Genomic DNA, 22,409 nt, shown 5'->3' with positions numbered 1-22,409 from the left:
ATGTCGCACCTGGCCGAGGCAAGGACGCCGCTCCTCGAGGGCGGCCACCTCAAGCTGCTCACCTTCAACCTGCAGGTGGGCATCCAGACCTCGGCCTACCACCACTACCTGACGCGCAGCTGGCAGCACCTGCTGCCACACCCGAACCGGCTGCGGCGCCTCGACATGATCGGCGAGGTGCTCGGCCGCTTCGACATCGTCGGCCTCCAGGAGGCCGACGGGGGGAGCTTCCGCTCGAGCCAGGTCAACCAGGTGGAGTACCTGGCCAGCCACGCCGGCTTTCCCCATCACTTCCAGCAGCTCAACCGCAACCTGGGCCGCATCGCCCAGCACAGCAACGGGCTGCTCTCGCGACTGCCCCCGGCCCGCATCGAGGAGTACCGCCTGCCCGGCACCCTGCCCGGGCGCGGCGCCATCCATGCCCGCTACGGCGAGGGGCCCGATGCCCTGCACCTGTTCGTCGCCCATCTGGCGCTGAGCCACCGTGGCCGGGTACGCCAGCTCGACTACCTCAGCGAGATCATCCAGCCGCTGCGTCACGTGGTGGTGATGGGGGATCTCAACTGCACCCCCGAACAGCTCCACGGTCACGCGCGCTTCTGTGCCTCGCTGCCGCTGCACCCGGTGCGCCCGCCGCTGAGCTATCCCTCCTGGCAGCCCCGCCGGGCGCTGGACCACATCCTGCTGTCGGAGTCCCTTCAGGCCGACGAGGTGCGGGTCCTCGACCACCTCTTCTCGGACCACCTGCCCATCGCGGTGGACGTGCGGCTACCCGAGGCCTGCCTGGAAGCCTGCCTGGCCACCACCCGAGGCGAGGCCCGGCGGCGGCGGCGCTGACGGCCGCCGCGCGGGCACCGTATAGTCAACGTTGGACCGAATGGCTGCTGCCGTGGCGCCGGTGTGCGACCATGGTGGCCTGACCCGACGCGACGACCGAACAGCGAGACCCACACCCATGGCCCAATCCCGTGAGCTGCCAGGCGTCCTTGCCTGGCTCGACCGTGCCTCGGAATGGCTCGGCAGGAGCCTCTCCTGGCTTGTCCTGGCGATGATGCTCATCCAGTTCCTGATCGTGGTGCTGCGCTACGCCTTCAGCTTCAACAGCATTCCCATGCAGGAATCGGTGATGTACATGCACGCCGTGGTGTTCATGCTGGCCGCGGCCTGGACCCTCAAGCACGACGGCCATGTCCGCGTGGACATCTTCTATCGCGCCATGACGCCCAAGCGCAAGGCGCTGGTCGACCTCTGCGGCACCCTCTTCCTGCTGCTGCCGGTGATGGTCTTCGTGATCTTGTCGAGCACGGGCTATGTGAGCAAGTCGTGGCGCATCCTCGAGGGCTCGCCCGATTCCGGCGGCATCCCCGGGGTCTTCCTGCTCAAGACGCTGATCCCGCTATTCGCCGGGCTGATGGTCCTCCAGGCGCTGGTCGAGGCGAGCCGCCACTTCCTGGTTCTCACCGGACGCATGGATCCCCCCGCCGATGACCCCGACCATGCCGAGGAGCGCCTGTGATGCTGGAGTTCATGCCCCTGGTGCTCTTCCTCGTGATCTGCCTGGTGCTGATGGCCGGCTATCCCGTCGCCCTGTCGCTGGCCGGCACCGCGCTGGCCTTCGCCGGCCTCGGCCTGGGCCTCGAGTCGCTGGGCATCGATGCCCACTTCGATGCCGGCTACCTGGGCGCCTTCCCCAACCGCCTCTACGGCATCATGACCAACCAGACCCTGCTGGCGGTGCCGCTGTTCGTGCTGATGGGCGTGCTGCTGGAGAAGTCCAAGGTCGCCGAGACCCTGCTCGATGCCATGGCCATGCTGTTCGGCTCGCTGCGCGGGGGCCTGGGCATCTCGGTGACCCTGGTGGGCATGCTGCTGGCGGCGTCCACCGGCATCGTCGGCGCCACCGTGGTCACCATGGGCCTGATGTCGCTGCCGACCATGCTCAAGCGCGGCTACAGCATGCCGCTGGCCACCGGCACCATCTGCGCCACCGGCACCCTGGGCCAGATCATCCCGCCCTCCATCGCCCTGGTGCTGCTGGGCGACGTGCTCTCTTCCGCCTACCAGCAGGCCCAGCTCTCCATGGGCATCTTCAGCCCCAAGACGGTCTCGGTGGGCGACCTGTTCATGGGCGCCCTGGTGCCAGGGCTGATCCTGGTGGTGCTCTACATCGCCTATGTCTCCGTGGTTGCCTGGCTCAGGCCGCAATCCGCCCCCGCCGCCGACCGCCAGGAGCTGATGGCCGAGCTCGGCCACGAGGGCGGCCTGGGGTGGCTGCTGATCAAGGGGCTGGTGCCGCCCATCGTGCTGATCGTGGCCGTGCTGGGCTCGATCCTCGGCGGCTTCGCCACGCCCACCGAGGCCTCGGCCGTGGGGGCCTTCGGGGCGATGATCCTGGCCCTGGCCTATCGCCGACTGGACCTGCAGACCCTCAAGGAGGTGCTGCGCTCGACCACCCATGTCACCACCATGGTGTTCATGATCCTGATCGGTGCCGCGCTCTTCTCGCTGGTGTTCCGCGCCTATGGCGGCGAGGAGCTGGTCACCGACCTGTTCGAGAACATGCCCGGCGGCGTGATTGGCGCGACGCTCATCGTGATGCTGGTGATCTTCCTGCTCGGGTTCATCCTCGACTTCATCGAGATCACCTTCGTGGTGGTGCCCATCGTCGGGCCGATCCTGCTGGCGATGGGGCTCGACCCCATCTGGCTGGGCATCATGATCGCCATCAACCTGCAGACCTCCTTCCTGACGCCGCCCTTCGGCTTCGCGCTCTTCTACCTGCGCGGCGTGGCCCCGGACACGGTGCCCACCTCGGCGATCTACAAGGGCGTGATCCCGTTCATCGGGCTGCAGCTCTGCATGCTGCTGGCCCTGGCCTGGTTCCCGGAGCTGGCCACCTGGCTACCGGATCAGTTCTGACCTGCCGACAGGTCAAGCGGAGGCACGACCCGCCAGCAGGCGCCTCGGCACATAGCGCTTCGCGGTACCGCTCGCGGTGCCGCCCGGATGGCCCCGGTGGCCGCCGGACACACGCCAGCCCTCGCGAGGGCTTTCCACGACAATACCCACAATACCCAGAGGGAAAGCACATGAAACTCAGATCACTCGCCGTCGCCGTGGCCATGAGCGGTGCCGTCTCCGGCCTGATGCTGGTCTCCAGCGTCGACAACACCGCCCAGGCCCAGGAAACCTTCGAGTGGAAGATGGTCACCTCCTGGCCGAAGAACTTCCCGGGGGTCGGCCAGGGGCCAGAGCGTCTGGCAGAAATCGTCGAGGAGATGTCCGACGGCCGCCTGACCATCGAGGTCTTCGGCGCCGGCCAGCTGGTGCCGGGCTTCGAGGTGTTCGATGCCGTTTCCGAGGGCACCGCGGAGCTCGGCCATTCCGCCTCCTACTACTGGAAGGGCAAGGCCCCGGCCGCCCAGTTCTTCGCCGCCGTGCCCTTCGGCATGAATGCCCAGGAGATGAACGCCTGGCTGCACTACGGCGGCGGCCTCGAGCTGTGGAACGAGCTCTACGACGACTTCGGCGTCGACGTGCTGGTCGCCGGCGCCTCCGGCGTGCAGATGGGCGGCTGGTACAACAAGGAGATCAACTCCGTCGACGACCTGGACGGCCTGAAGATGCGCATGCCGGGCCTGGGCGGCGAGGTCATGGAGCGCATGGGCGTGGCCATCGTCAACATGCCCGGCGGCGAGATCTTCACCTCGCTGCAGTCCGGCGCCATCGACGCCACCGAGTGGATCGGCCCCTATAACGACCTGGCCTTCGGCCTGCATCAGGCTGCCGACTATTACTACTACCCGGGCTGGCACGAGCCGACCGTGATGTTCGAGGCGATCATCAACGAGGAGGCGTACGCCTCGCTGCCCGCCGACCTGCAGGCGATCCTGCGCACCGCGGTGCGCGACATCAATGCCGATGTGCTGGACGAGTACACCGCCCGCAACAACGACGCCCTGGAGACCCTGGTCAACGAGCACGGGGTGGAGCTGCGCCGCCTGCCGGACGACGTCCTCGCCCAGGCCAAGGAGCACTCCGCCGACGTGGTCGCCCAGCTCGCCGAGGACAGCGAGATGGCCCAGAAGATCCACGACTCCTACCGGGCCTTCCAGGACAAGGTGGTCAACTACCACACCATCTCCGAGCAGGCCTACTACAACGCCCGCAACCCGGACGAGAGCACCGGCAACTGAGGCCGTTGCCTAGCCGGCACAAGGGGGCCGCCTTCGGGCGGCCCCCTTGCGTTGAGTGGGGGCGGATAGCGAGGCCCTGGCGATCAGCGGCACAGCGGCGCCAGCCAGGCCTCGGCGAGCCACAACACCAGGGCATAGCGCGCCGCCTTGGCCAGGGTGATCAGCAGGATGGCGCGCCACCACGGCAGGCGCAGGACGCCGGCCAGCACGGTGAGCGGGTCGCCGACCACCGGCGCCCAGGAGGCCAGCAGGCTCCACTCCCCGAAGCGCAGGTACCAGCGCTCGGCCCGCGCCAACCCCTGCCGGGACACCGGGAACCAGCGGCGGTCCTGGAAGTGCCGCGCGTAGCGCCCCAGCCCGACATTGACCAGGCTGCCCAGGGTATTGCCGGCGCTGGCCACTGCCCACAGCAGCAGAGCCGGCTCGCCGCTGCACCATAGCCGGGCCAGCCACACCTCGGAGCCACCGGGGAGCAGGGTGGCGCTGGCCAGCGCCACCAGGAACAGGGTCAGCATGGCACCGCCCCCTCTCCCTGCAGTAGGCTGGTGCCCCCCTTCGATCGCAATGACGTGACGCCGATGGCCGCCTCCCGCTCCCTACCCAACACCCTGACCATTGCCGGCTCCGACCCCAGTGGCGGTGCCGGCATCCAGGCCGACCTCAAGACCCTCTCGGCCCTGGGCACCTATGCTACCAGCGTGATCACCGCCCTGACCGCCCAGAACACCCGCGGCGTCACCGGGGTTCACCCGGTGCCGGCAGCGTTCATCGCCGCCCAGCTCGAGACGCTGCTCGATGACATCGCCATCGACGCCGTGAAGATCGGGATGGTGGCCAGCCGCGAGGTGGCCGAGGTGATCCGTGAGGCCCTGGCCCTCCGGCGGCCGGGCTGGATCGTGCTCGACCCGGTGATGGTGGCCAAGAGCGGCGACATCCTGGTCGACGATGCCGGCATCGCGGCGGTGCGCGAGTGCCTGGTGCCCCTGGCCGACCTGATCACCCCCAACCTGCCGGAGGCCGCCGTGCTGCTGGACTGTCCGGTACCGCAGGACCGCGCCGGCATGGAGGCGCTGGCCCCCGGCCTGCGCGCCCTGGGCGCCGGCGCCGTCCTGCTCAAGGGCGGCCATCTGCGAGGTGAAGGCTGCCCCGACCTGCTGATCGACGGCGACGCCCTGCACTGGCTGGAAGGGACACGCATCGCCACCGGCAACCTGCACGGCACCGGCTGTACCCTCTCCTCGGCGATCACCGCCCGCCTGGCCCTCGGCGACGCGCCTCGCGAGGCGGTGGCCGCCGCCAAGGCGTGGCTGTCACGGGCGCTCGAGGAGAGCCACCGGCTTGACGTGGGCCAGGGCCACGGGCCGGTGCACCACTTCCACGCTGCGTGGTAGCCCGCCAGGCTTGCGCGCTCCCCCCCTGCCGCCCATGCTGAAGGCTGTGCCGTGGGGATCAACCTTCCCGGGAGGGAGCCATCATGAGCCAGACCCTGCTGTTCGCCAGCGACCTCTCCGCCGAGAACCGCGCCGCCTTCGCCCGCGCCATACGTCTGGCGGTGGAGAGCGGTGCCCGGCTCGATGTCATCCATGTGCTCGACCCCTACCTGCCGCGGCGGGTCCTGCATGACCTGGAAGAGGCCGTGGTGGAGGACATCCGCGCCACCCTCGTCGACATCCGCGAAGACTATGCCCTGCCCGAGCCCCAGTGCCTGATCCAGACCATGGCCGGCGCCCCCTATGCCGAGATCATCCGCGAGGCCCATGAGCGCGACGCGGACATGATCATCCTCGGCGCCCATCGCAAGCGCGGCCAGCCCGACCTGGTCGCCGGCACCACCCTCGCCCGGGTGCTGCGCAGCGCCCCCTGCCCGGTGCTCTCGGTCAGCCACCTGGCCACCCAGGAGTGGCAGGACATCCTGGTCCCGGTGGACTTCTCGCTGACCTCGCGCCACACCCTGCGCGAGACCCTCAAGCGCTTCCCCGGCGCCCGGCTGACCCTGCTCCATGCCTGGGACATCCCCGGCGAGCGGGAACTGGGCTCCGACAGCGACTACGCCCGCTGGCGCGACCGCGAGGTGGAGCGCCTGCGTACCCAGCTCGAACGCGAGACCGAGCAGCTGATGAGCGAGCTCGACGACGTCCCGGAGCTCGAGCTGGTGCTGGAGCAGGGTGAGCCCCTCGAGGTCCTGATGACCCGCCTGCGCCGCCAGCCGCCGGACCTGCTCGCCCTGGGCAGCCGCGGGCAGCTGGGCCGCCACAGCCAGATCACCGAGCGACTGCTCTCCGAGCCCCACTGCGACATCATGCTCTGCCGCGCCTGGTAGGGAACGCTCGATAGCTATACAGAACCTTTACGAAAAGATATTGTCCGTACAGGACAATCCCCCCGTCGTGAGAGGTTCACCATGTCCCTGCCCTGCACCCGAAGCGCGCTCCTGCTGGCGACCCTGGCTCTTGCCACCACGGCGACGGCCGAGACGGTGGAGATCAAGGGCGCTCGCTTCCCGGCCGCCCTGGAGACCGAGGAGCGCCGCTACGAGCGGATCGGTCACGGCCTCTTCCGCTACATGATCTGGGATGCCTATGCCGGGGCCTACTACCAGGCCCAAGGCTTCCCGCGCCCGGCCCCGCAGTCTGATGTGCCTCGCCGCCTCGAGCTCGAGTACTTCCACGCCATCGAGGCCGAGGAGTTCGCCGAGGCGACGCTGAAGAGCGTGCGCCAGGCCCTCGACGAGGCCCGCTATGCCGAGCTGGCGTCGCCGCTGGCGGCCTTCAATGAGCGCTATCGCGACGTCGCCCCCGGCGACCGCTACGCGCTGGGCTGGAATGGCGACCGGCTGACCCTGGCCCTCAACGGGGAGACCCTCTACGAGGGCGACGACCCGGCGCTGGCCAATGCCCTGTTCGGTATCTGGCTGGGGGAGGAGCCCCTGGGCGAGGACTTCCGCGACGACCTGCTGGGGCGCTGAGGCGGCACCATGCTAGGCTTGGCGGTCCGTGACGGCAGCCAAGGAGACCCCGCCCGATGAAGGCCCTGATCCAGCGCGTGAAGCGCGCCAGCGTGGAGGTAGACAATCGCGAAGTGGGCGCCATCGGCACGGGCCTGCTGGCCCTGGTGGGCGTCGAGAAGGGCGATGACGAGGCGGCGGCCGACCGGCTGCTGCACAGGCTGCTGCACTATCGGGTCTTCCCCGACGAGGCGGGCAAGATGAACCGCAACCTGCAGCAGGCCGAGGGCGGCCTGCTGCTGGTCTCCCAGTTCACCCTGGCCGCCGACACCCGCAAGGGGCTGAGGCCGAGCTTCTCCAGCGCCGCGCCGCCCGCCGAGGGAGACCGCCTCTTCCACTACCTGCTGGAGCGCGCCCATGACGCCTGGCCGAGGGTCGCCAGCGGCGAGTTCGCCGCCGACATGCAGGTCTCGCTGGTCAACGACGGGCCAGTGACCTTCCTGCTGGAGAGCTAGGCGCCGAGCTCTGCCTCCATGGCCTCCAGCGCTTCCTCGGCCTCCAGCCAGGCCTGCTCCAGCTCTTCCAGACGGGACTTGAGCTCGCCCTGGCGCCCGAGTCGTTCGGTGAGCTCCGTCTTGCGCGAGGGGTCGGTATAGAGCTCGGCGTCCCCCAGTGTCTCCTCCACCGCGGCGAGTTCCACCTGGACCCTCTCCATGGCCTGCTCGGCGCGGTCGCGCTGCTTCTTCAGCGGCCGCAGCCTCTCGCGCAGCTCGGCGGCGGCGCGACGGGCGGTCTTGCGATCCTCCCTGGGCACGTCAGCCTCGGCCTGGCGGTCGGCCTTGTCGGCCCGGGCCTCGCGGCGCTCGCCCTCCAAGCGCGCCTTGAGCCAGGCCCGGTAGTCCTCCAGGTCGCCGTCGAACGGCTCGACGCGATGGTCGGCCACCCGCCAGAACTCGTCCACGGTGGCGCGCAGCAGGTGGCGGTCGTGGGAGACGATGATCACCGTGCCCTCGAAACTCGCCAACGCCTCGGTGAGCGCCTCACGCATCTCCAGGTCGAGGTGGTTGGTGGGCTCGTCGAGCAGCAGCAGGTTGGGCTTCTGCCAGGCGACTAGCGCCAGGGCCAGGCGCGCCTTCTCGCCGCCGGAGAAGCGCCCCACCTCGGCGAAGACGTCATCGCCGTGGAAACCGAAGCCGCCCAGGAACTTGCGGATGTCCAGGTCGGCGGCCGTGGGCGAGAGGCGCTGGACGTGCATGAAGGGGGTGGCGGCCAGGTCCAGCCCCTCCAACTGGTGCTGGGCGAAGTAGCCGATCGCCAGGTGCTCGCCGGTCACCCGCCGGCCGGACAGCAGCGGCAGGTCGCCGGTCAGCGACTTGATCAGCGTCGACTTGCCGGCCCCGTTGGGGCCCAGCAGGCCGATGCGCTGGCCGGGCAGCAGGGTCAGCTTGACGCCGTCGAGCTGCACCGTCTCCCGGCCGGCATCGTCGCGGTAGCCCAGGCGCGCCTCGTCGAGCACCAGCAGCGGATGCGAGACCTTGTCGGCGGCGGGAATCGTGAAGTGGAAGGGCGAGTCGGCATGGGCCACGGCGATGTCTCCCATGCGCTCGAGGGTCTTGAGCCGGCTCTGGGCGGCGCGGGCCTTGGTCGCCTTGTAGCGGAAACGCGCCACGAAGCGCTCGATCTCCTCGCGGCGTGCCTGCTGCTTGGCGGCCTCGGCCTGCTGCAGGGCCAGCTTCTCGGCGCGGGTCCGCTCGAAGGTGGAGTAGTTGCCGCGATAAAGCACCAGGCTGCGGCGATCGAAGTGCACGATGTGGTCGCACACCGCGTCGAGGAAGTCACGGTCGTGGGAGATCAGCAGCAGGGTGCCGGGGTAGCGGGTGAGCCACTGCTCGAGCCACAGCAGGGCATCCAGGTCCAGGTGGTTGGTGGGCTCGTCCAGCAGCAGCAGGTCAGAGGGCTTGAACAGCGTGCGCGCCAGGTTGACGCGCATCCGCCAGCCACCGGAGAACGCGGCCAGCGGCCGCTCCAGGTCGGCCTGGACGAAGCCCAGCCCCACCAGCAGCTGTGCCGCCCGGGCCGGGGCGCTGTAGCCGTCCAGCGCCTCGATGGCGCCATGCAGCTCCGCCTCGCGATGGGCGTCGCCCCGGTCGCGGGCGGACTCGAGGGCCGCCTCGGTCTGGCGCAGTTCGCGGTCGCCGTCCACCACGTAGTCGACGATGGAGCGCTCCAGCGCTTCCACCTCCTGGTCCATGTGGGCGATGCGCTGGCCACCGCTCATCTCCACCTCCCCCCTGTCCGGGGAGAGCTCGCCGAGCAGCAGCTTGAACAGGCTCGACTTGCCCGCCCCGTTGGGCCCGACGATGCCCGCCTTGTGGCCGGCGTGCAGGGTCAGGTCGGCCCCCTCGAGCAGGGTCTGGGTGCCACGTTGCAGCGAAACTTGGCGCAGTGCGATCATGCAGGCTCCACTCGGCAGTCCGTGAGGCTGCCGCCCACCGGGACGACAGCCGTGTCATGACTCGCGATTCTACCCAATTGCCGTCCGCTCTGCGGGCTCGGCTGCGCGATACCCCGCTGTGGGAGTTCGCCCTCGCCCTCTACGGGCGCGACGGCGTCGAGGCGGCCTGCCTGATCCTCCAGGACGAGGCCGGCATCGATGTCTGCGAGCTGCTCTGGCACTGCTGGCTGCATCATCACGGCCTGGCGTGCGATGCGAGCCTCGAGCCGGCCCACCGCTGGCAGCGCCGTGTCACGGTCCCCCTTCGCCGGCTGCGCCGGGACCTGAAGCCACAGGCCCAGCAGAGCGAGTCCGTGGCCGCGCTGCGCCGGACGCTCCAGCAGGCCGAGCTCCAGGCGGAGCGCGAGACACTGTCGTGCCTGGAGCGGCTGGCACTGGAGAGCGACCGGCTGACTGTCCTGTCGAGCCCTGCTCCCCGCCTGGCAGAACGTCTCGCCACGCGCCTGCAAGTGCAGAAAAAACCTCATCTTAGCGCCCTTCGAACCCTGGAAAGCCAGCTTGACCCCCCATGACGGCCACGCTAGCCTGAAATCAGCCGAGTGAATGTCACGTTCACCTGAACCTGCTGATGGCCGCATCCTCCATCACGGGACAAACCTGCAGAGGGACCACAAGAATGAAGTCACACAAGCTGTTGACCGGTGCCGGTATCGGCGCGCTGATGTTCGGCATGTCCACCGCTGCGTTCGCCGACAACTGGCGCTATGCCCATGAAGAGTACGAAGGTGACGTCCAGGACGTCTTCGCCCAGGAGTTCAAGCGCTACGTCGAGGAAAACTCCGACCACAGCGTCCAGGTCTATCGCTTCGGTGAGCTCGGCGAATCCGACGACATCATGGAGCAGACCCGCAGTGGCATCCTGCAGTTCGTCAACCAGTCCCCCGGCTTCACCGGCTCCCTGATCCCGTCGGCGCAGATCTTCTTCATCCCCTACCTGCTGCCCACCGACATGGACCAGGTGCTCACCTTCTTCGACGAGAGCAAGGCCATCAACGAGATGTTCCCGGAGATCTATGCGGAGCACGGGCTCGAGCTGCTCAAGATGTATCCGGAAGGCGAGATGGTGGTCACCGCCGACGAGCCGATCACCTCGCCGGAGGACTTCAACAACAAGAAGATCCGCACCATGACCAACCCGCTGCTGGCGGAGACCTACAACGCCTTCGGCGCGACCCCCACGCCGCTGCCCTGGGGCGAGGTCTATGGCGGCCTGCAGACCGGCATCATCGACGGTCAGGAGAACCCGATCTTCTGGATCGAGTCCGGCGGCCTCTACGAGGTCTCCCCGCACCTGACCTTCACCAGCCACGGCTGGTTCACCACCGCCATGATGGCCAACCAGGACTTCTTCGAGGGCCTCTCCGACGAGGACAAGGAGCTGGTGCGTGAGGCGTCGAATGCGGCCTACGATCACACCATCGAGCACATCCAGGGGCTGGCCGGCGAATCCCTCGACAAGATCCAGGAAGCCTGCGACGAGTGCACCGTGACTCGCCTGAACGACGAACAGATCCAGGCCTTCAAGGAGCGCGCACCCCAGGTCGAGGAAGAGTTCCTCAGCATGACCGGCGAGACCGGCGAGGAACTGCTGAACCAGTTCAAGGCCGACCTCGAGGCCGTCACCGAAGACGCGGAGTAATCCCCCGCCGGCTTCGACCTTGAGGGGGGTGGCCTGCCCGGGCCACCCCCCCGTTGTTTCTGGACATGAGGTTTCCGGAGACGGGGTTTCCGGGCATCGGGCTTCCGGACATGGCAGCGTGCACCCAGCGTTGATGTCGGCGGCCACGGGGCCAGGCATCCACGCGTATGCTGGCCATAAGGGAATCCTGATTTTCCCGCATTGCAGCCGAAGGGGAGTACGGACATGAGCGACGAAGAGTCCGAAAAGCACTATCGCTCGGGCCTGCCCGGTCCGCTGGGGGTCATCGACACCCTGTTAAGCAAGCTGGAAGCGGTATTGCTGGCCATGGGCGTGCTGCTAATGGCCTTCAACACCATCGCCAACGTCATCGCCCGCTTCGTGTTCGGCGACAGCATCTTCTTCTCCGGCGAGATCAACCGCATCCTGATCATCATGATCACCTTCGCCGGCATCGGCTATGCCGCCCGCCACGGTCGCCACATCCGCATGTCGGCGATCTATGACGCCCTGCCGGTGGGAGGGCGCCGGGCGCTGATGATCATCATCTCACTGTTCACCTCGCTGGTGATGTTCTTCCTCTGCTACTACGCGGTCATCTACATCCTGGAGCAGCAGGCCAGCGGACGCGTCCTGCCGGCCCTGGGCTTCCCGATCTGGGTCATCTACGTCTGGGCGCCGCTGGGTTTCCTGATCACCGGGATCCAGTACCTGCTCACCGCGATCAAGAACCTGACGTCGAAAGACGTCTACCTGTCGACCGGCGTGCTCGACGGCTACAAGGACACGGAAACGGAAGTCTGACGCAGGGCAGAACGCCCGGGGGAACGCACGATGACGACAATAATGGTTACCACCATGATCGCCCTGCTGCTGCTGGGCTTTCCCATGATGATCCCGCTGCTGACTGCCGCGGTGATCGGTTTTTTCATGATGTTCAACGGGCTGGGGCAGATGGACACCCTGATCCAGCAGATGTTCGCTGGCATCCGGCCTGCCTCGCTGATCGCGGTGCCAATGTTCATCCTTGCCGCCGACATCATGACGCGGGGCCAGTCGGCGGACCGCCTGATTGCCATGGTGATGTCCTTCATCGGCCACATGAAGGGTGGCCTGGCGGTCTCCACCGCCGCCTCCTGCACCCTGTTCGGTGCGGTCTCGGGCTCCACCCAGGCCACGGTGGTGGCCGTCGGCTCCCCCCTGCGCCCCAAGATGCTCAAGGCCGGCTACTCGGACTCCTTCACCCTGGCACTGATCATCAACGCCAGTGACATCGCCTTCCTGATCCCACCCAGCATCGGCATGATCATCTACGGGGTCATCTCCGAGACCTCCATCGCCGAGCTGTTCATCGCCGGCATCGGGCCGGGCCTGATGATCCTGCTGATGTTCTCCGTCTACTGCATCGCCTATGCCGTGATACGCGACGTGCCCACCGAGGCCAGGGCGAACTGGCGTGAACGCTTGATCGCGGTACGCCAGGCACTGTGGCCGCTGGGCTTCCCGGTGATCATCGTCGGTGGCATCTATGGGGGGGTGTTCAGCCCTACCGAGGCGGCCGCGGCCTGCGTGCTCTACGCCATCTTCCTGGAGTTCCTGGTCTTCCGCTCGCTGAAGCTGGCGGATATCTATGCCATCGCCAAGTCCACCGGCCTGATCACCGCCGTGGTGTTCATCCTGGTGGCGGCCGGCAACGGCTTCTCCTGGATCATCTCCTTCGCCCAGATTCCCCAGGCGATCCTGGAGGCCGTGGGCATCAACGAGGCCGGCCCCACTGGCGTGCTGATCGCCATCTGCATCGCCTTCTTCGTGGCCTGCATGTTCGTCGACCCCATCGTGGTGATCCTGGTGCTGACGCCGATCTTCGCCCCGGCCGTGGCGTCCACGGGGCTCGACCCGGTGCTGGTGGGTATCCTGATCACCCTGCAGGTGGCCATCGGCTCGGCGACGCCACCCTTCGGGTGTGACATCTTCACCGCCATCGCCATCTTCAAGCGCCCCTACTGGGACGTGATCAAGGGCACGCCGCCCTTCGTCTTCATGCTGATCCTGGCCGCGGCCCTGCTGATCATGTTCCCGCAGATCGCCCTGTTCCTGCGTGACCTGGCGTTCCGCTGATCCAAGGAGTAACGACCATGTTCAATCGGATACTGGTCCCGGTAGATGGTTCCAAGGGCGCCCTCAAGGCGCTCGAGAAAGGCGCCGGCTTGCAGCTGCTGACCGGGGCCGAGCTCTACATCCTGTGCGTCTTCAAGCACCACAGCCTGCTCGAGGCCTCGCTCTCCATGGTGCGCCCCGACCGTCTCGACCTGCCCGATGACGCCCTCAAGGAGTACGCCACCGAGATCGCGGTCCACGCCAAGTCCCATGCCGTGGAGCTCGGGGTGCCGGCCGAGCGGGTACGCGCCTTCGTCAAGGGTGGGCGGCCGTCGCGCACCATCGTGCGCTTCGCCCGCAAGCGCGAGTGCGACCTGATCGTGATCGGCTCCCAGGGCACCAACGGCGACAAGAGCCTGCTGCTGGGCAGCGTTGCCCAGCGGGTGGCCGGCTCGGCCCACTGCCCGACCCTGATCGTCTGACCCTCACGAACCCCCTCACCGGGCCGGTTTCCCCCGCATGCCATGCGGGTGCGGAACCGGCCCGGCCCTGTTAGAGTCCCATTGATTCCGTACATTCCCTTATATCCACCCGAGGCGCCCGTGCGCCAATGTACAAGGTTCCTTCATGAAGACACTGCTGACCTCCGCTTCCCTGGCGGCCCTGCTGGCCGCCGCTCCCCTGGCACTGGCCGCCGCCCCTGAGACCGACGACGAGAAGCTGGGCTACAGCCTCGGCGTGACCCTGGGCCAGAGCATCCAGCAGGACGTCGAGGACCTGGACATCGATGCCTTCACCCAGGCCATCCGTGACGTCTTCGACGGCGGCGAGCTGGAGATGAGCGACGAGGAGATGGCCGAGGCCCTGACGACGTTCCAGCAGGAGGCCATGGCCGCCCGCGAGGCCGAGGCCGAACAGCGCTCCGCGGCCAACCGCGCCGAGGGCGAGGCCTACCTGGAAGAGAACGCCGAACAGGACGGGGTGACGGTCACCGACTCCGGCCTGCAGTATCGCGAGCTGGAGTCCGGCGACGGCGCGACCCCCGGCGCCGACGACACGGTCGAGGTCCACTACGAGGGCACCCTGATCGACGGCACCGTCTTCGACAGCTCCTACGAGCGTGGCGAGCCGGTGAGCTTCCAGGTCGGCCAGGTGATCGAGGGCTGGCAGGAGGCCCTCCAGCTGATGAGCGTGGGCGACACCTGGGAGGTGGTGATTCCCTCCGACCTCGCCTACGGCGCCCAGGGACAGGGTCCGATCGGCCCCCACGAGACGCTGATCTTCAAGGTCGAGCTGCTCGATGTGGCCGGTGAATGATCCGGCCCCGATGAACGCCCTCCGCCACCTGGCCGTCGCCGGCCTCTGCCTGGGGCTGGCCGCTCCGCTGGCCGCCCAGGAGCCGCCGGCAGCGCTGCCAAGCCTGGGGGCTGACCGGGACGAGGTCAGCGTGCTCGGCGTCTCCTCGGGGGGCTACATGGCCACCCAGCTGGCGGTGGCCTGGCCCGAGCGCTTCGCCGGGCTGGGGGTCGCGGGCGCCGGCCCCTGGGCCTGCGCCCGGGGCTCCCTGGGCCTGGCCCTGGGCCAGTGCATGACGACCCAGCGAGGTATGCCGGACCTGGTGGAGCTTAAGGACCGCTACCAGGGGTACCGCCGGCGCGAGCTCGTCGGCGACCCCGAGGCCCTGGCCGAGCTGCGGGTCTTCATCTGGCATGGGGCCAAGGACGAGACCGTGGTCCCGCCACTGGGCCATGCGCTTGCCGAGCAGTTTCGCGACTGGCTGGCCTCCCCCGCTGACCAGCTGAGGTTCATGGAGAGCGAGGAGGCCGGCCATGGCTGGCCGCTGGCGGCGCCACCGGGCACGCCAGTGGACACGCTGGCGGACTGCCGCGCGGGAGGCGGTACCCACCTGCTGGCCTGCGATCTGGACATCGCCGGAGAGATGCTGGGCTGGCTGCACGACGGCCTGGCGATCCCCGAGCCGGGCGAGCCCCGGGGCGAGCTGGTGCGCTTCGACCAGTCGGATTTCGACGCCCGCGGACTGGGTGACACCGGCTATCTGTTCATTCCGGCGGACTGCGAGGAGGGCGGCTGTGAGCTGACCGTGGCGCTGCATGGCTGTGCCATGGACGTCGAGCAGATCGACGAGGCCTTTGTTCGACATAGCGGCCTCAACGAGTGGGCCGCTGCCAATCGACGGCTGGTGCTCTACCCCCAGGCGGAAACCAGCCTGCCCAATCCCCAGGGCTGCTGGGACTGGTGGGGCTTCGCCGAGAGCACCTGGCAGCTCGACCCCCTGCATGACAGCCGCCAGGGGTCCCAGACGGGCGCGTTGATGGCCATGATCGAGCGCCTGCAGCAGGCACCCGACGGAAGCTGAGCCGGCCGGGCATCACCCCTCGGCCAGCGCCTTTTCCAGGGCAGCCTGCAGCGGCCCGGAGGTAGGAGAGTGCAGCACCCGGCGGCGAATCTCGCCGTCGCGGTCGACCAGGAACAGCGAGGCGCTGTGGTCGATGGTGTAGGCCATGGCAGAGTCCGGCGTCTCCACCTTGCGCCAGATCACGCCATAGCGCCCGGCCAGTTCCTCGAGGGCCTCCTGGCTGCCGGTGGCGCCGATGAACTCCTCCCCGAAGAAGGCCAGGTACTCCTCCAGCCGTGCCAGGGTGTCGCGCTCAGGGTCCACCGAGACCATCAGCGGGACCACCCGCCGCCGCTGCTCGGGGTCGAGGCGCCCCATCACCTGACGCACCACGGCAAGGCTCATCGGGCAGACATCCGGGCACCAGGTGTAGCCGAAGAAGACCACCGCCAGCTGGTCATCGTCGAGCTGGCTCAACGAGAACTCGCCCTCGGTCGAGGGCAGCTCGATTGGTCCCCCCTGGGGTTCACCGTTCGCCTGATCCCTCAGCTGCTGCTGGTAGAGGCCGAGGCCGACCGCCACCACCACCAGTATCGCGCCCAGTCCCAGCCAGATGCCTCGCCGCTTCATGGTCACCGCCTCGCCACGTCAAAGTCGAACCAGCTTCCCAGACGCCCCTGCGGGGTGTCCACCACCACCTTCGCGCGCCAGGGCATGACCGCCTCGGTGCAGATCGCCACCTGCCCCTCCCCGCGGAAGACGCCGCCACCCACGGACTCGAGGGGAAAGCGGTGCAGCCCCATGTCCATGTCGCGGCCGACGAAGTCGACGCGGGCGGACTCGGCGTCGATACCCGACAGGCGCACCTCCAGCGGCAGACGCTCCAGGGCCCGGATGGGACCCTCGGACTCGACCGCCAGGCGCAGCGTGATGCCCTGCCCCAGGCGCGCCGTGCAGGGGGCCACATGCAGGTCGCAAGGGGCCTCCACCGGCGGAGACCACTGCACGCCGGCCTCGTCGCGCAGGCTGTAGCGGGTCAGGTACCAGAGCGCCACGGCGAGGGTCAGCAGGGTGAGGATGATCAGCAGGCGCAGCAGCGGGGGGCGGGCCGCGCCGGTCGACGACAGGATGCGCTGTGGCATGGCGGAGAACGGGGCCTCCATCGGTGGCAGGATGGAGGTAAGCTTATCAGCATTTGCCTGCGGCGAAGTGCGCAAGGATGTCGCAGGGGGAGCATCGTGAGGGAGGTGTCATGGAAGGCGTGGGCAATGCACTGGGGCCGCTGTTCCTGCTGATCCTGCTGGGCGCCGGGCTCGGCTGGTGGCGTCAGCCGGGCGGCGACTTCTGGCCCCGCATGGAACGGCTGATCTACTTCCTGCTGTTTCCCGCCATGCTGGTCTCGACCCTGGCCACCGCGGACGTCGCCCAGGTGCCGGTGGCCCGCCTGGCCCTTGCCCTGCTCGGCGCCATGGGCCTGTTCGGCCTGCTGCTGTGGGGGCTTCGGGCTCGGCTGCGACTCGACGCGCCCGCCTTCACCTCGGCCTTCCAGGGCTCGCTGCGCTTCAACACCTATGTCGGCGTAGCCGGGGCCGCCGCCCTGCATGGCGGCGCCGGGGCCACGGCGGCCGCGGTCGCGGTGGCGCTGATGGTGCCCGTCGTCAACGTGCTCTGCGTGGCGAGCTTCATCGCGGCCGGCACCCTGGGCTCGGCGAGCCTGGGCAAGAGCCTCGCCGCCCTGACCCGCAACCCGCTGATCCTGGCCTGCGTGGCCGGCATCGTCCTCAACCTCAGCGGCATCGGGCTGCCCGGCTGGAGCCAGCCCGGCCTGGAGCTGCTGGGGCGTGCCGCCCTGCCGCTGGGCCTGGTGGCCGTGGGCGTGGCGCTGCGTCCCGCCGCCCTGCTGAGGCTGGACCGCGGGGTCTGGGCCGCCAACCTGGTCAAGCTGGGCCTGATGCCAGCCCTGGTGCTCGCCCTGGCCCTGCTGCTGGGCCTGGACCCGGTGACCCGCGACGTGGCGCTGCTCTTCGCCGCCCTGCCCACCGCCACCTCGGCCTATATCCTGGCTCGCCAGCTGGGCGGCGACGCCGAGCTGATGGCGGCCCTGATCACCGGCCAGACGCTGCTGGCCATGGTGACCCTGCCGCTCTGGCTGCGTCTCGCCAGTTGAGGGCATGCCGATAACGAAAAGCGTTCGCATTTGCATTGACAGCGCAAACAGGAATGGTTACGCTTGGATCGTGGCGTTGATGAGGCGCCACGCCGGGCAGGGACCCGCCAGTTTCCTGCCCCGGTTTCTCCCTCTCATTGCTAGTCACGGTCCCTTTGCCGCCCCGCCCGGGGCGGCTTTCTTTTGCTTCATCGCATTACCCGGACAACGACCCTTTCCCCCGTACGACGGCGCCCCCGGCACCTGTGGGATGCCGGGGGCGCGGACAGGGACAGGCCCTGGCGGGTGTCAGTCGACCCGTTTGAAGATCAGGTCCCAGACGCCGTGCCCCAGCTTCTCCCCGCGCGCCTCGAACTTGGTCAACGGGCGAAACTCGGGGCGCGGCACATAGGGGGCCGTCTCGGGGCCGGCGGTGTTGGCAAAGCCCGGAGCGGCGTCCATCACCTCGGCCATCCACTCGGCATAGGCCTCCCAGTCGGTGGCCATGTGCAGGGTGCCACCGGGCTTGAGGCGGGTGCGCACCAGTTCGACGAAGGCCGGCTGCACGATTCGCCGCTTGTGGTGCTTCTTCTTCGGCCAGGGATCGGGGAAGAACAGCTGCAGGGTGTCGAGGCTTGCCTCGGGCAGGCACTGCTCGAGCACCGCCAGGGCGTCCTCACGGTAGACGCGCAGGTTGGTCAGGCCGCGCTTGTCGGCCTCGTCGAGCAGCTTGCCGACGCCGGGCGCATGCACCTCGATGCCGATGAAGTCGGTATCCGGATGGCGCTCGGCCTGCTCGACCAGGGAGGCCCCCATGCCGAAGCCCACCTCCAGCACCCGGGGCGCCTCACGCCCGAACAGGGCGTCGAGGTCCTGGCGGCCATCGGCCAGCGTCAACCCCAGTCGCGGCCAGACCTCCTCGAGCCCCCGGGTCTGGGCCTGGGTCATGCGGCCGGCACGCAGCACATAGCTCTTGATGCCGCGGCGGTGCAGCGGAGCGTCCGGGCCCTCGGGGCCGGTGGTCTTGTCGTCGTGTCGCGGGTCGGTCATGGCGCAGGGCAACTCTTCTTGGCGTGAATCAACCGGGGGCGCGTATTGTAGCGGCTAAGACCCGCCCGGGGTACGGTGGCGACCGATTCCCGCAGACAGAAGGAGATCGATATGCAGGACAGGGGATGGTGGCTGGTCGCGGCGCTCTCCGGCGCCCTGGTGGTGATGGCCGGCGCCTTCGGCGCCCATGCGCTGGAGGGGCAGCTGGCCCCGCGGCTGGCGGCGGCCTTCGAGACCGGGGTGCGCTACCAGGCGTGGCATACCCTGGCGCTGCTGGCGGTGCTGGTCTGGCGCGCCGGAACATCGCTCGCCGGCCAGCGGCTGGCCATGGGGCTCTGGGCGGCCGGCATGGCGCTCTTCTCGGGCTCGCTCTACGCCATAGCGCTCACCGGCGCGACCAGCCTGGGAATGATCACGCCCATCGGCGGGGTGCTGTTGATCGGCGGCTGGCTGGCCCTGGCGGTGGCGGTGCTGCGCGCCCGGCCTCCGGGTCAGTCGCCGTCCGGCAGCGCATAGGTGGCGGTGACCAGGGCCACCGGCCGCTCGTCGCCGTCGGAGAAGAGCTGCACCTCGCCCACCGCCAGGCGGCGCCCCAGCTTGAGGATCCGGGCATTGGCGATGATATCGCGATCGCCCCGGGGCCGGCGCAGGAAGCGGCAATGCAGGTCGCTGGTCACGGCCATGGGCTCGGGGCCGATCTGGGCCAGTATCGCCACGTAGAGGCAGACGTCGGCCAGCCCCATCAGGGTGGGGCCGGAGACGCTGGCCCCGGGCCGCAGGTGCTCGTCCTCGATGGCCAGGCTCATGGTCGCGCGCATCTCGTCGACGCCCTCGATGGTCCCCGTCCGCTGGGGGAAGATCTCGTCGAGAAAGTCCTCGATGGCGGCGGCGGTCATGACGGTCATCGGCAGGCTCCTTGCGGTGGTGGTGATGGCGAGGCAGGCCCCACGATAGCCGAGCCGGCCCCTGGCCGACAGTCGCCGAACGTCGAGCGCTTCAACGACGGCCCCCTCATGAAAACGCCCCCGCGGCCGATGCCGCGGGGGCGTGCTGTCTGAGGCCCGGCTCAGGCCGGCCCCCTCCGACGATGGCCTTACTTGGCCTTGTGCACGGCGCGCCAGTGGTGCAGCAGCGGCTCGGTGTAGCCGGCGGGCTGCTCGCGGCCCTTGAAGATCAGGTCGCTGGCGGCCTGGAAGGCGGTCGAGACGGCGAAGTCGGCACTCATCGGCGTGTACTCCGGGTCGCCGGCGTTCTGCTGGTCGACCACCTTGGCCATGCGCTCCAGGGTCTCGCGGACCCGGGCGGCATCGACCACGCCATGATGCAGCCAGTTGGCGATGTGCTGGCTGGAGATCCGCAGGGTGGCGCGGTCCTCCATCAGCCCCACGTCATGGATGTCCGGCACCTTGGAGCAACCCACGCCGTGCTCGACCCAGCGCACCACATAGCCGAGGATGCCCTGGCAGTTGTTGTCCAGCTCCTGCTGGAGCTCCTCGTCGCTCCACTGCGGCGACTCGGCCACCGGCACGGTGAGCAGGTCATTCAGGAAGTCCACATCGCCCTGGCCTTCCATCTCGCGCTGCAGGGCCGCCACGTCCACCTGGTGGTAGTGCAGGGCGTGCAGGGTGGCGGCGGTGGGCGACGGCACCCAGGCGGTGTTGGCGCCGGCCTTGGGATGGCCGATCTTCTGCTCGAGCATGGCGGCCATCAGGTCCGGCATGGCCCACATGCCCTTGCCGATCTGGGCGCGGCCGCGCAGGCCGCAGGCCAGGCCAACCTGGACGTTGTTCTTCTCGTAGGCCTGGATCCAGGCAGAGCCCTTCATGTCGCCCTTGCGGATCATCGGGCCCGCTTCCATGGCGGTGTGCATCTCGTCGCCGGTGCGGTCGAGGAAGCCGGTGTTGATGAACACCACCCTGGAGCTCGCCTCCGCGATGCAGGCCTTGAGGTTGACCGAGGTGCGACGCTCCTCGTCCATGATGCCCATCTTCAGGGTATCGCGGGCCATGCCGAGGATGTCCTCGATGCGCCCGAACAGCGCATTGGAGAAGGCGACCTCCTTGGGGCCGTGCATCTTCGGCTTGACGATGTACATGGAGCCGGTGCGCGAGTTGCGCGGCTCGCCCTCGCCCTTCTTGAGGTCGTGCAGGGCGACCAGGCCGGTGACGATGCCGTCGAGGATGCCCTCGGGCAGCTCGTTGCCTTCGGCATCCAGCACCGCCGGGGTGGTCATCAGGTGGCCCACGTTGCGCACGAACATCAGCGAGCGGCCCGGCAGGGTCACGCTGCCGCCGTCGGTATTCTGCCAGGTGCGGTCGGCATTGAGGCGGCGGGTGATGGTCTTGCCGCCCTTCTCGACCTGCTCCTCCAGGTCGCCCTTCATCAGGCCCAGCCAGCTGGCATAGACCCCGACCTTGTCCTCGGCATCCACCGCGGCCACGGAGTCCTCGCAGTCCATGATGGTGGTCAGCGCCGCCTCGACCACCACGTCCTTGACGCCGGCCGGGTCAGTCTTGCCGATCGGGTGGCTCGGGTCGATCTGGATCTCCAGGTGCAGGCCGTGGTTGACGAGCAGCACGGACTCCGGGCTCTCGGCCGGGCCGTTGAAGCCCACCAGCTTGCCCGGGTCCTTGAGGCCGGTCTCGCGACCGCCGTCCAGCGAGACCACCAGGTGACCATCACGCAGCGCGTACTTGACGGCATCATGGTGGGAGCCGGTGGCCAGCGGGGCGGCGCGATCGAGCACGCCGCGGGCATAGCCGATGACCTTCTCGCCGCGCTTGGGGTTGAAGCTCGTGCCCTTCTCGGCCCCGCCCTCCTCGGAGATGGCGTCGGTGCCGTAGAGGGCGTCGTAGAGGCTGCCCCAGCGGGCGTTGCCAGCGTTCAGCGCATAGCGCGGGTTGTTGACCGGCACCACCAGCTGCGGGCCGGCCTGGACGGCGATCTCGCGATCGACGTTGGCGGTGGTCACGCTGACGCTGGCCGGTGCCTCGACCAGGTAGCCGATCTCCTCGAGGAAGGCACGGTAGGCGGCCATGTCGCGGATCGGGCCGGGGTGCTCGCGATGCCAGGCATCGAGCTGCTCCTGCAGGCGATCGCGCTCGGCGAGCAGTTCGCGGTTCTGCGGGGTCAGATCATGGAAGAGGGCGTCGACGCCGGCCCAGAAGGCCTCGGGGTCGACACCGGTGCCCGGCAGGGCCTGTTCGTTGATGAAACGGTCCAGCTCGGCGGCCACCTGAAGGCGATGGCGAGTGATGCGTTGGGTCATGGGTCGTGCTCCTCATGCTTGGCTGCTCGGTGCCCCCTGGCACCGACCGGCCGGACAGGGAATGGTGACTGCGTATCACCAATTTTGTGGAAAATACTTCCACATGTAAACCCGTTGCGGGCGTCTGCTGCCCGTCGCTAGACCAAATGATGAGGCCGGGGCCGGCCACCGAGGCATTGCTGGCCGGGCCGGCGGCTT

At 68.7% G+C, this 22,409-nt stretch carries 24 protein-coding genes; 17 read left to right on the top strand and 7 right to left on the bottom strand.

Going from position 1 to position 22,409, the window contains the following annotated elements:
- From DFP85_RS13150 to DFP85_RS13135, 4 genes are all read left to right on the top strand, one after another.
- Window positions 1-837 carry an endonuclease/exonuclease/phosphatase family protein gene (locus tag DFP85_RS13150; RefSeq protein ID WP_133636779.1) on the top strand — a complete coding sequence of 279 codons (837 nt, stop codon included), beginning with the start codon at window positions 1-3 and terminating at the stop codon, window positions 835-837.
- Between the two features lie 118 nt (window positions 838-955).
- Window positions 956-1,516 carry a TRAP transporter small permease subunit gene (locus DFP85_RS13145; RefSeq protein ID WP_133636777.1) on the top strand — a complete coding sequence of 187 codons (561 nt, stop codon included), beginning with the start codon at window positions 956-958 and terminating at the stop codon, window positions 1,514-1,516.
- Window positions 1,516-2,919, top strand: coding sequence for a TRAP transporter large permease (locus tag DFP85_RS13140; protein ID WP_133636775.1), 1,404 nt, complete (start codon window positions 1,516-1,518; stop codon window positions 2,917-2,919). The genes DFP85_RS13145 and DFP85_RS13140 overlap by 1 nt, the downstream gene beginning before the upstream one ends.
- Window positions 2,920-3,089: 170 nt before the next feature.
- Complete coding sequence (locus DFP85_RS13135; protein ID WP_133636773.1) at window positions 3,090-4,196, top strand: TRAP transporter substrate-binding protein; 1,107 nt, start codon at window positions 3,090-3,092, stop codon at window positions 4,194-4,196.
- An 83-nt stretch (window positions 4,197-4,279) separates the two neighbouring features.
- On the opposite strand, the gene DFP85_RS13130 is transcribed toward DFP85_RS13135, so the two are convergent.
- Window positions 4,280-4,711, bottom strand: a complete 432-nt coding sequence (locus DFP85_RS13130) for a YqaA family protein (RefSeq protein ID WP_133636771.1) — start codon at window positions 4,709-4,711, stop codon at window positions 4,280-4,282.
- 63 nt (window positions 4,712-4,774) lie between these two features.
- Here DFP85_RS13130 and thiD point away from each other — a divergent pair, with 63 nt between their 5' ends.
- From thiD to dtd, 4 genes are all read left to right on the top strand, one after another.
- Window positions 4,775-5,587, top strand: a complete 813-nt coding sequence (gene thiD / locus DFP85_RS13125; protein WP_133636769.1) for a bifunctional hydroxymethylpyrimidine kinase/phosphomethylpyrimidine kinase — start codon at window positions 4,775-4,777, stop codon at window positions 5,585-5,587.
- 83 nt (window positions 5,588-5,670) lie between these two features.
- Window positions 5,671-6,516: a universal stress protein gene (locus tag DFP85_RS13120; protein WP_133636767.1), complete on the top strand. Its 846-nt coding sequence runs from the start codon at window positions 5,671-5,673 to the stop codon at window positions 6,514-6,516.
- An 81-nt stretch (window positions 6,517-6,597) separates the two neighbouring features.
- Entirely contained in the window at window positions 6,598-7,161 is a 564-nt protein-coding gene (locus tag DFP85_RS13115; RefSeq protein ID WP_133636765.1) for a chalcone isomerase family protein, read from the top strand.
- A gap of 56 nt (window positions 7,162-7,217) precedes the next feature.
- Complete coding sequence (gene dtd / locus DFP85_RS13110) at window positions 7,218-7,655, top strand: D-aminoacyl-tRNA deacylase (protein ID WP_133636763.1); 438 nt, start codon at window positions 7,218-7,220, stop codon at window positions 7,653-7,655.
- Here the strand turns inward: dtd and DFP85_RS13105 are convergent.
- The gene (locus DFP85_RS13105; RefSeq protein WP_133636760.1) at window positions 7,652-9,595 is read right to left on the bottom strand and encodes an ATP-binding cassette domain-containing protein; all 1,944 of its coding nucleotides are present in this window, start codon (window positions 9,593-9,595) and stop codon (window positions 7,652-7,654) included. The two genes, dtd and DFP85_RS13105, sit on opposite strands and share 4 nt — an antisense overlap.
- 56 nt (window positions 9,596-9,651) lie before the next feature.
- On the opposite strand from DFP85_RS13105, the gene DFP85_RS13100 reads away from it, so the two are divergent.
- From DFP85_RS13100 to DFP85_RS13070, 7 genes are all read left to right on the top strand, one after another.
- On the top strand, window positions 9,652-10,167 hold the full coding sequence (locus DFP85_RS13100) for a TIGR02444 family protein (RefSeq protein ID WP_133636758.1): 516 nt from the start codon (window positions 9,652-9,654) through the stop codon (window positions 10,165-10,167).
- A 104-nt stretch (window positions 10,168-10,271) separates the two neighbouring features.
- The gene (locus DFP85_RS13095; RefSeq protein WP_133636756.1) at window positions 10,272-11,294 is read left to right on the top strand and encodes a TRAP transporter substrate-binding protein; all 1,023 of its coding nucleotides are present in this window, start codon (window positions 10,272-10,274) and stop codon (window positions 11,292-11,294) included.
- 225 nt (window positions 11,295-11,519) lie between these two features.
- On the top strand, window positions 11,520-12,098 hold the full coding sequence (locus DFP85_RS13090) for a TRAP transporter small permease (RefSeq protein ID WP_133636754.1): 579 nt from the start codon (window positions 11,520-11,522) through the stop codon (window positions 12,096-12,098).
- A gap of 30 nt (window positions 12,099-12,128) precedes the next feature.
- Entirely contained in the window at window positions 12,129-13,412 is a 1,284-nt protein-coding gene (locus DFP85_RS13085; protein ID WP_133636752.1) for a TRAP transporter large permease, read from the top strand.
- 17 nt (window positions 13,413-13,429) lie between these two features.
- Window positions 13,430-13,873 (top strand): universal stress protein, encoded by a 444-nt coding sequence (locus tag DFP85_RS13080; RefSeq protein WP_133636749.1) that lies wholly within the window; start codon window positions 13,430-13,432, stop codon window positions 13,871-13,873.
- 145 nt (window positions 13,874-14,018) lie between these two features.
- Window positions 14,019-14,708, top strand: coding sequence for a BamJ family beta-barrel-assembly machinery protein (gene bamJ / locus DFP85_RS13075; RefSeq protein ID WP_133636747.1), 690 nt, complete (start codon window positions 14,019-14,021; stop codon window positions 14,706-14,708).
- A 10-nt stretch (window positions 14,709-14,718) separates the two neighbouring features.
- Window positions 14,719-15,768 (top strand): prolyl oligopeptidase family serine peptidase, encoded by a 1,050-nt coding sequence (locus DFP85_RS13070; protein WP_133636745.1) that lies wholly within the window; start codon window positions 14,719-14,721, stop codon window positions 15,766-15,768.
- Between the two features lie 12 nt (window positions 15,769-15,780).
- Here the strand turns inward: DFP85_RS13070 and DFP85_RS13065 are convergent, their stop codons facing one another.
- Together DFP85_RS13065 and DFP85_RS13060 are read right to left on the bottom strand one after the other, a co-directional pair.
- A complete protein-coding gene (locus DFP85_RS13065) occupies window positions 15,781-16,377 on the bottom strand; it encodes an SCO family protein (RefSeq protein WP_133636743.1) in 597 nt (198 codons plus the stop codon).
- A 2-nt stretch (window positions 16,378-16,379) separates the two neighbouring features.
- A complete protein-coding gene (locus tag DFP85_RS13060; protein WP_133636741.1) occupies window positions 16,380-16,889 on the bottom strand; it encodes a hypothetical protein in 510 nt (169 codons plus the stop codon).
- 110 nt (window positions 16,890-16,999) lie between these two features.
- On the opposite strand from DFP85_RS13060, the gene DFP85_RS13055 reads away from it, so the two are divergent.
- On the top strand, window positions 17,000-17,914 hold the full coding sequence (locus tag DFP85_RS13055; protein WP_133636739.1) for an AEC family transporter: 915 nt from the start codon (window positions 17,000-17,002) through the stop codon (window positions 17,912-17,914).
- Between the two features lie 288 nt (window positions 17,915-18,202).
- Here the strand turns inward: DFP85_RS13055 and trmB are convergent, their stop codons facing one another.
- Window positions 18,203-18,943: a tRNA (guanosine(46)-N7)-methyltransferase TrmB gene (trmB, locus tag DFP85_RS13050; protein WP_133636737.1), complete on the bottom strand. Its 741-nt coding sequence runs from the start codon at window positions 18,941-18,943 to the stop codon at window positions 18,203-18,205.
- 111 nt (window positions 18,944-19,054) lie between these two features.
- Between trmB and DFP85_RS13045 the strand changes: the two genes are divergently transcribed.
- Window positions 19,055-19,459: a DUF423 domain-containing protein gene (locus tag DFP85_RS13045; RefSeq protein WP_133636736.1), complete on the top strand. Its 405-nt coding sequence runs from the start codon at window positions 19,055-19,057 to the stop codon at window positions 19,457-19,459.
- Here the strand turns inward: DFP85_RS13045 and DFP85_RS13040 are convergent.
- Together DFP85_RS13040 and DFP85_RS13035 are read right to left on the bottom strand one after the other, a co-directional pair.
- Window positions 19,435-19,848 (bottom strand): PaaI family thioesterase, encoded by a 414-nt coding sequence (locus tag DFP85_RS13040; RefSeq protein ID WP_040183775.1) that lies wholly within the window; start codon window positions 19,846-19,848, stop codon window positions 19,435-19,437. The genes DFP85_RS13045 and DFP85_RS13040 overlap by 25 nt on opposite strands.
- Window positions 19,849-20,036: 188 nt before the next feature.
- Window positions 20,037-22,211: a malate synthase G gene (locus DFP85_RS13035; RefSeq protein WP_133636735.1), complete on the bottom strand. Its 2,175-nt coding sequence runs from the start codon at window positions 22,209-22,211 to the stop codon at window positions 20,037-20,039.
- Window positions 22,212-22,409: the final 198 nt, after the last annotated feature.

Origin of the sequence: Halomonas ventosae, assembly GCF_004363555.1 — a bacterium.
GTDB classification, from domain to species: domain Bacteria; phylum Pseudomonadota; class Gammaproteobacteria; order Pseudomonadales; family Halomonadaceae; genus Halomonas; species Halomonas ventosae.
The sequence above is the reverse complement of the archived record's forward strand: the minus strand, read 5'-3'. Positions and strand labels throughout refer to the sequence as shown.

Excerpts from the sequence above, each read along its gene's own strand:
- DFP85_RS13150 (WP_133636779.1), top strand. The coding sequence starts at position 1 with ATGTCGCACCTGGCCGAGGCAAGGACGCCGCTCCTCGAGGGCGGCCAC.
- DFP85_RS13145 (WP_133636777.1), top strand. The coding sequence starts at position 956 with ATGGCCCAATCCCGTGAGCTGCCAGGCGTCCTTGCCTGGCTCGACCGT.
- DFP85_RS13140 (WP_133636775.1), top strand. The coding sequence starts at position 1,516 with ATGCTGGAGTTCATGCCCCTGGTGCTCTTCCTCGTGATCTGCCTGGTG.
- DFP85_RS13135 (WP_133636773.1), top strand. The coding sequence starts at position 3,090 with ATGAAACTCAGATCACTCGCCGTCGCCGTGGCCATGAGCGGTGCCGTC.
- DFP85_RS13130 (WP_133636771.1), bottom strand. The coding sequence starts at position 4,711 with ATGCTGACCCTGTTCCTGGTGGCGCTGGCCAGCGCCACCCTGCTCCCC.
- thiD (WP_133636769.1), top strand. The coding sequence starts at position 4,775 with ATGGCCGCCTCCCGCTCCCTACCCAACACCCTGACCATTGCCGGCTCC.
- DFP85_RS13120 (WP_133636767.1), top strand. The coding sequence starts at position 5,671 with ATGAGCCAGACCCTGCTGTTCGCCAGCGACCTCTCCGCCGAGAACCGC.
- DFP85_RS13115 (WP_133636765.1), top strand. The coding sequence starts at position 6,598 with ATGTCCCTGCCCTGCACCCGAAGCGCGCTCCTGCTGGCGACCCTGGCT.
- dtd (WP_133636763.1), top strand. The coding sequence starts at position 7,218 with ATGAAGGCCCTGATCCAGCGCGTGAAGCGCGCCAGCGTGGAGGTAGAC.
- DFP85_RS13105 (WP_133636760.1), bottom strand. The coding sequence starts at position 9,595 with ATGATCGCACTGCGCCAAGTTTCGCTGCAACGTGGCACCCAGACCCTG.
- DFP85_RS13100 (WP_133636758.1), top strand. The coding sequence starts at position 9,652 with ATGACTCGCGATTCTACCCAATTGCCGTCCGCTCTGCGGGCTCGGCTG.
- DFP85_RS13095 (WP_133636756.1), top strand. The coding sequence starts at position 10,272 with ATGAAGTCACACAAGCTGTTGACCGGTGCCGGTATCGGCGCGCTGATG.
- DFP85_RS13090 (WP_133636754.1), top strand. The coding sequence starts at position 11,520 with ATGAGCGACGAAGAGTCCGAAAAGCACTATCGCTCGGGCCTGCCCGGT.
- DFP85_RS13085 (WP_133636752.1), top strand. The coding sequence starts at position 12,129 with ATGACGACAATAATGGTTACCACCATGATCGCCCTGCTGCTGCTGGGC.
- DFP85_RS13080 (WP_133636749.1), top strand. The coding sequence starts at position 13,430 with ATGTTCAATCGGATACTGGTCCCGGTAGATGGTTCCAAGGGCGCCCTC.
- bamJ (WP_133636747.1), top strand. The coding sequence starts at position 14,019 with ATGAAGACACTGCTGACCTCCGCTTCCCTGGCGGCCCTGCTGGCCGCC.
- DFP85_RS13070 (WP_133636745.1), top strand. The coding sequence starts at position 14,719 with ATGAACGCCCTCCGCCACCTGGCCGTCGCCGGCCTCTGCCTGGGGCTG.
- DFP85_RS13065 (WP_133636743.1), bottom strand. The coding sequence starts at position 16,377 with ATGAAGCGGCGAGGCATCTGGCTGGGACTGGGCGCGATACTGGTGGTG.
- DFP85_RS13060 (WP_133636741.1), bottom strand. The coding sequence starts at position 16,889 with ATGCCACAGCGCATCCTGTCGTCGACCGGCGCGGCCCGCCCCCCGCTG.
- DFP85_RS13055 (WP_133636739.1), top strand. The coding sequence starts at position 17,000 with ATGGAAGGCGTGGGCAATGCACTGGGGCCGCTGTTCCTGCTGATCCTG.
- trmB (WP_133636737.1), bottom strand. The coding sequence starts at position 18,943 with ATGACCGACCCGCGACACGACGACAAGACCACCGGCCCCGAGGGCCCG.
- DFP85_RS13045 (WP_133636736.1), top strand. The coding sequence starts at position 19,055 with ATGCAGGACAGGGGATGGTGGCTGGTCGCGGCGCTCTCCGGCGCCCTG.
- DFP85_RS13040 (WP_040183775.1), bottom strand. The coding sequence starts at position 19,848 with ATGACCGTCATGACCGCCGCCGCCATCGAGGACTTTCTCGACGAGATC.
- DFP85_RS13035 (WP_133636735.1), bottom strand. The coding sequence starts at position 22,211 with ATGACCCAACGCATCACTCGCCATCGCCTTCAGGTGGCCGCCGAGCTG.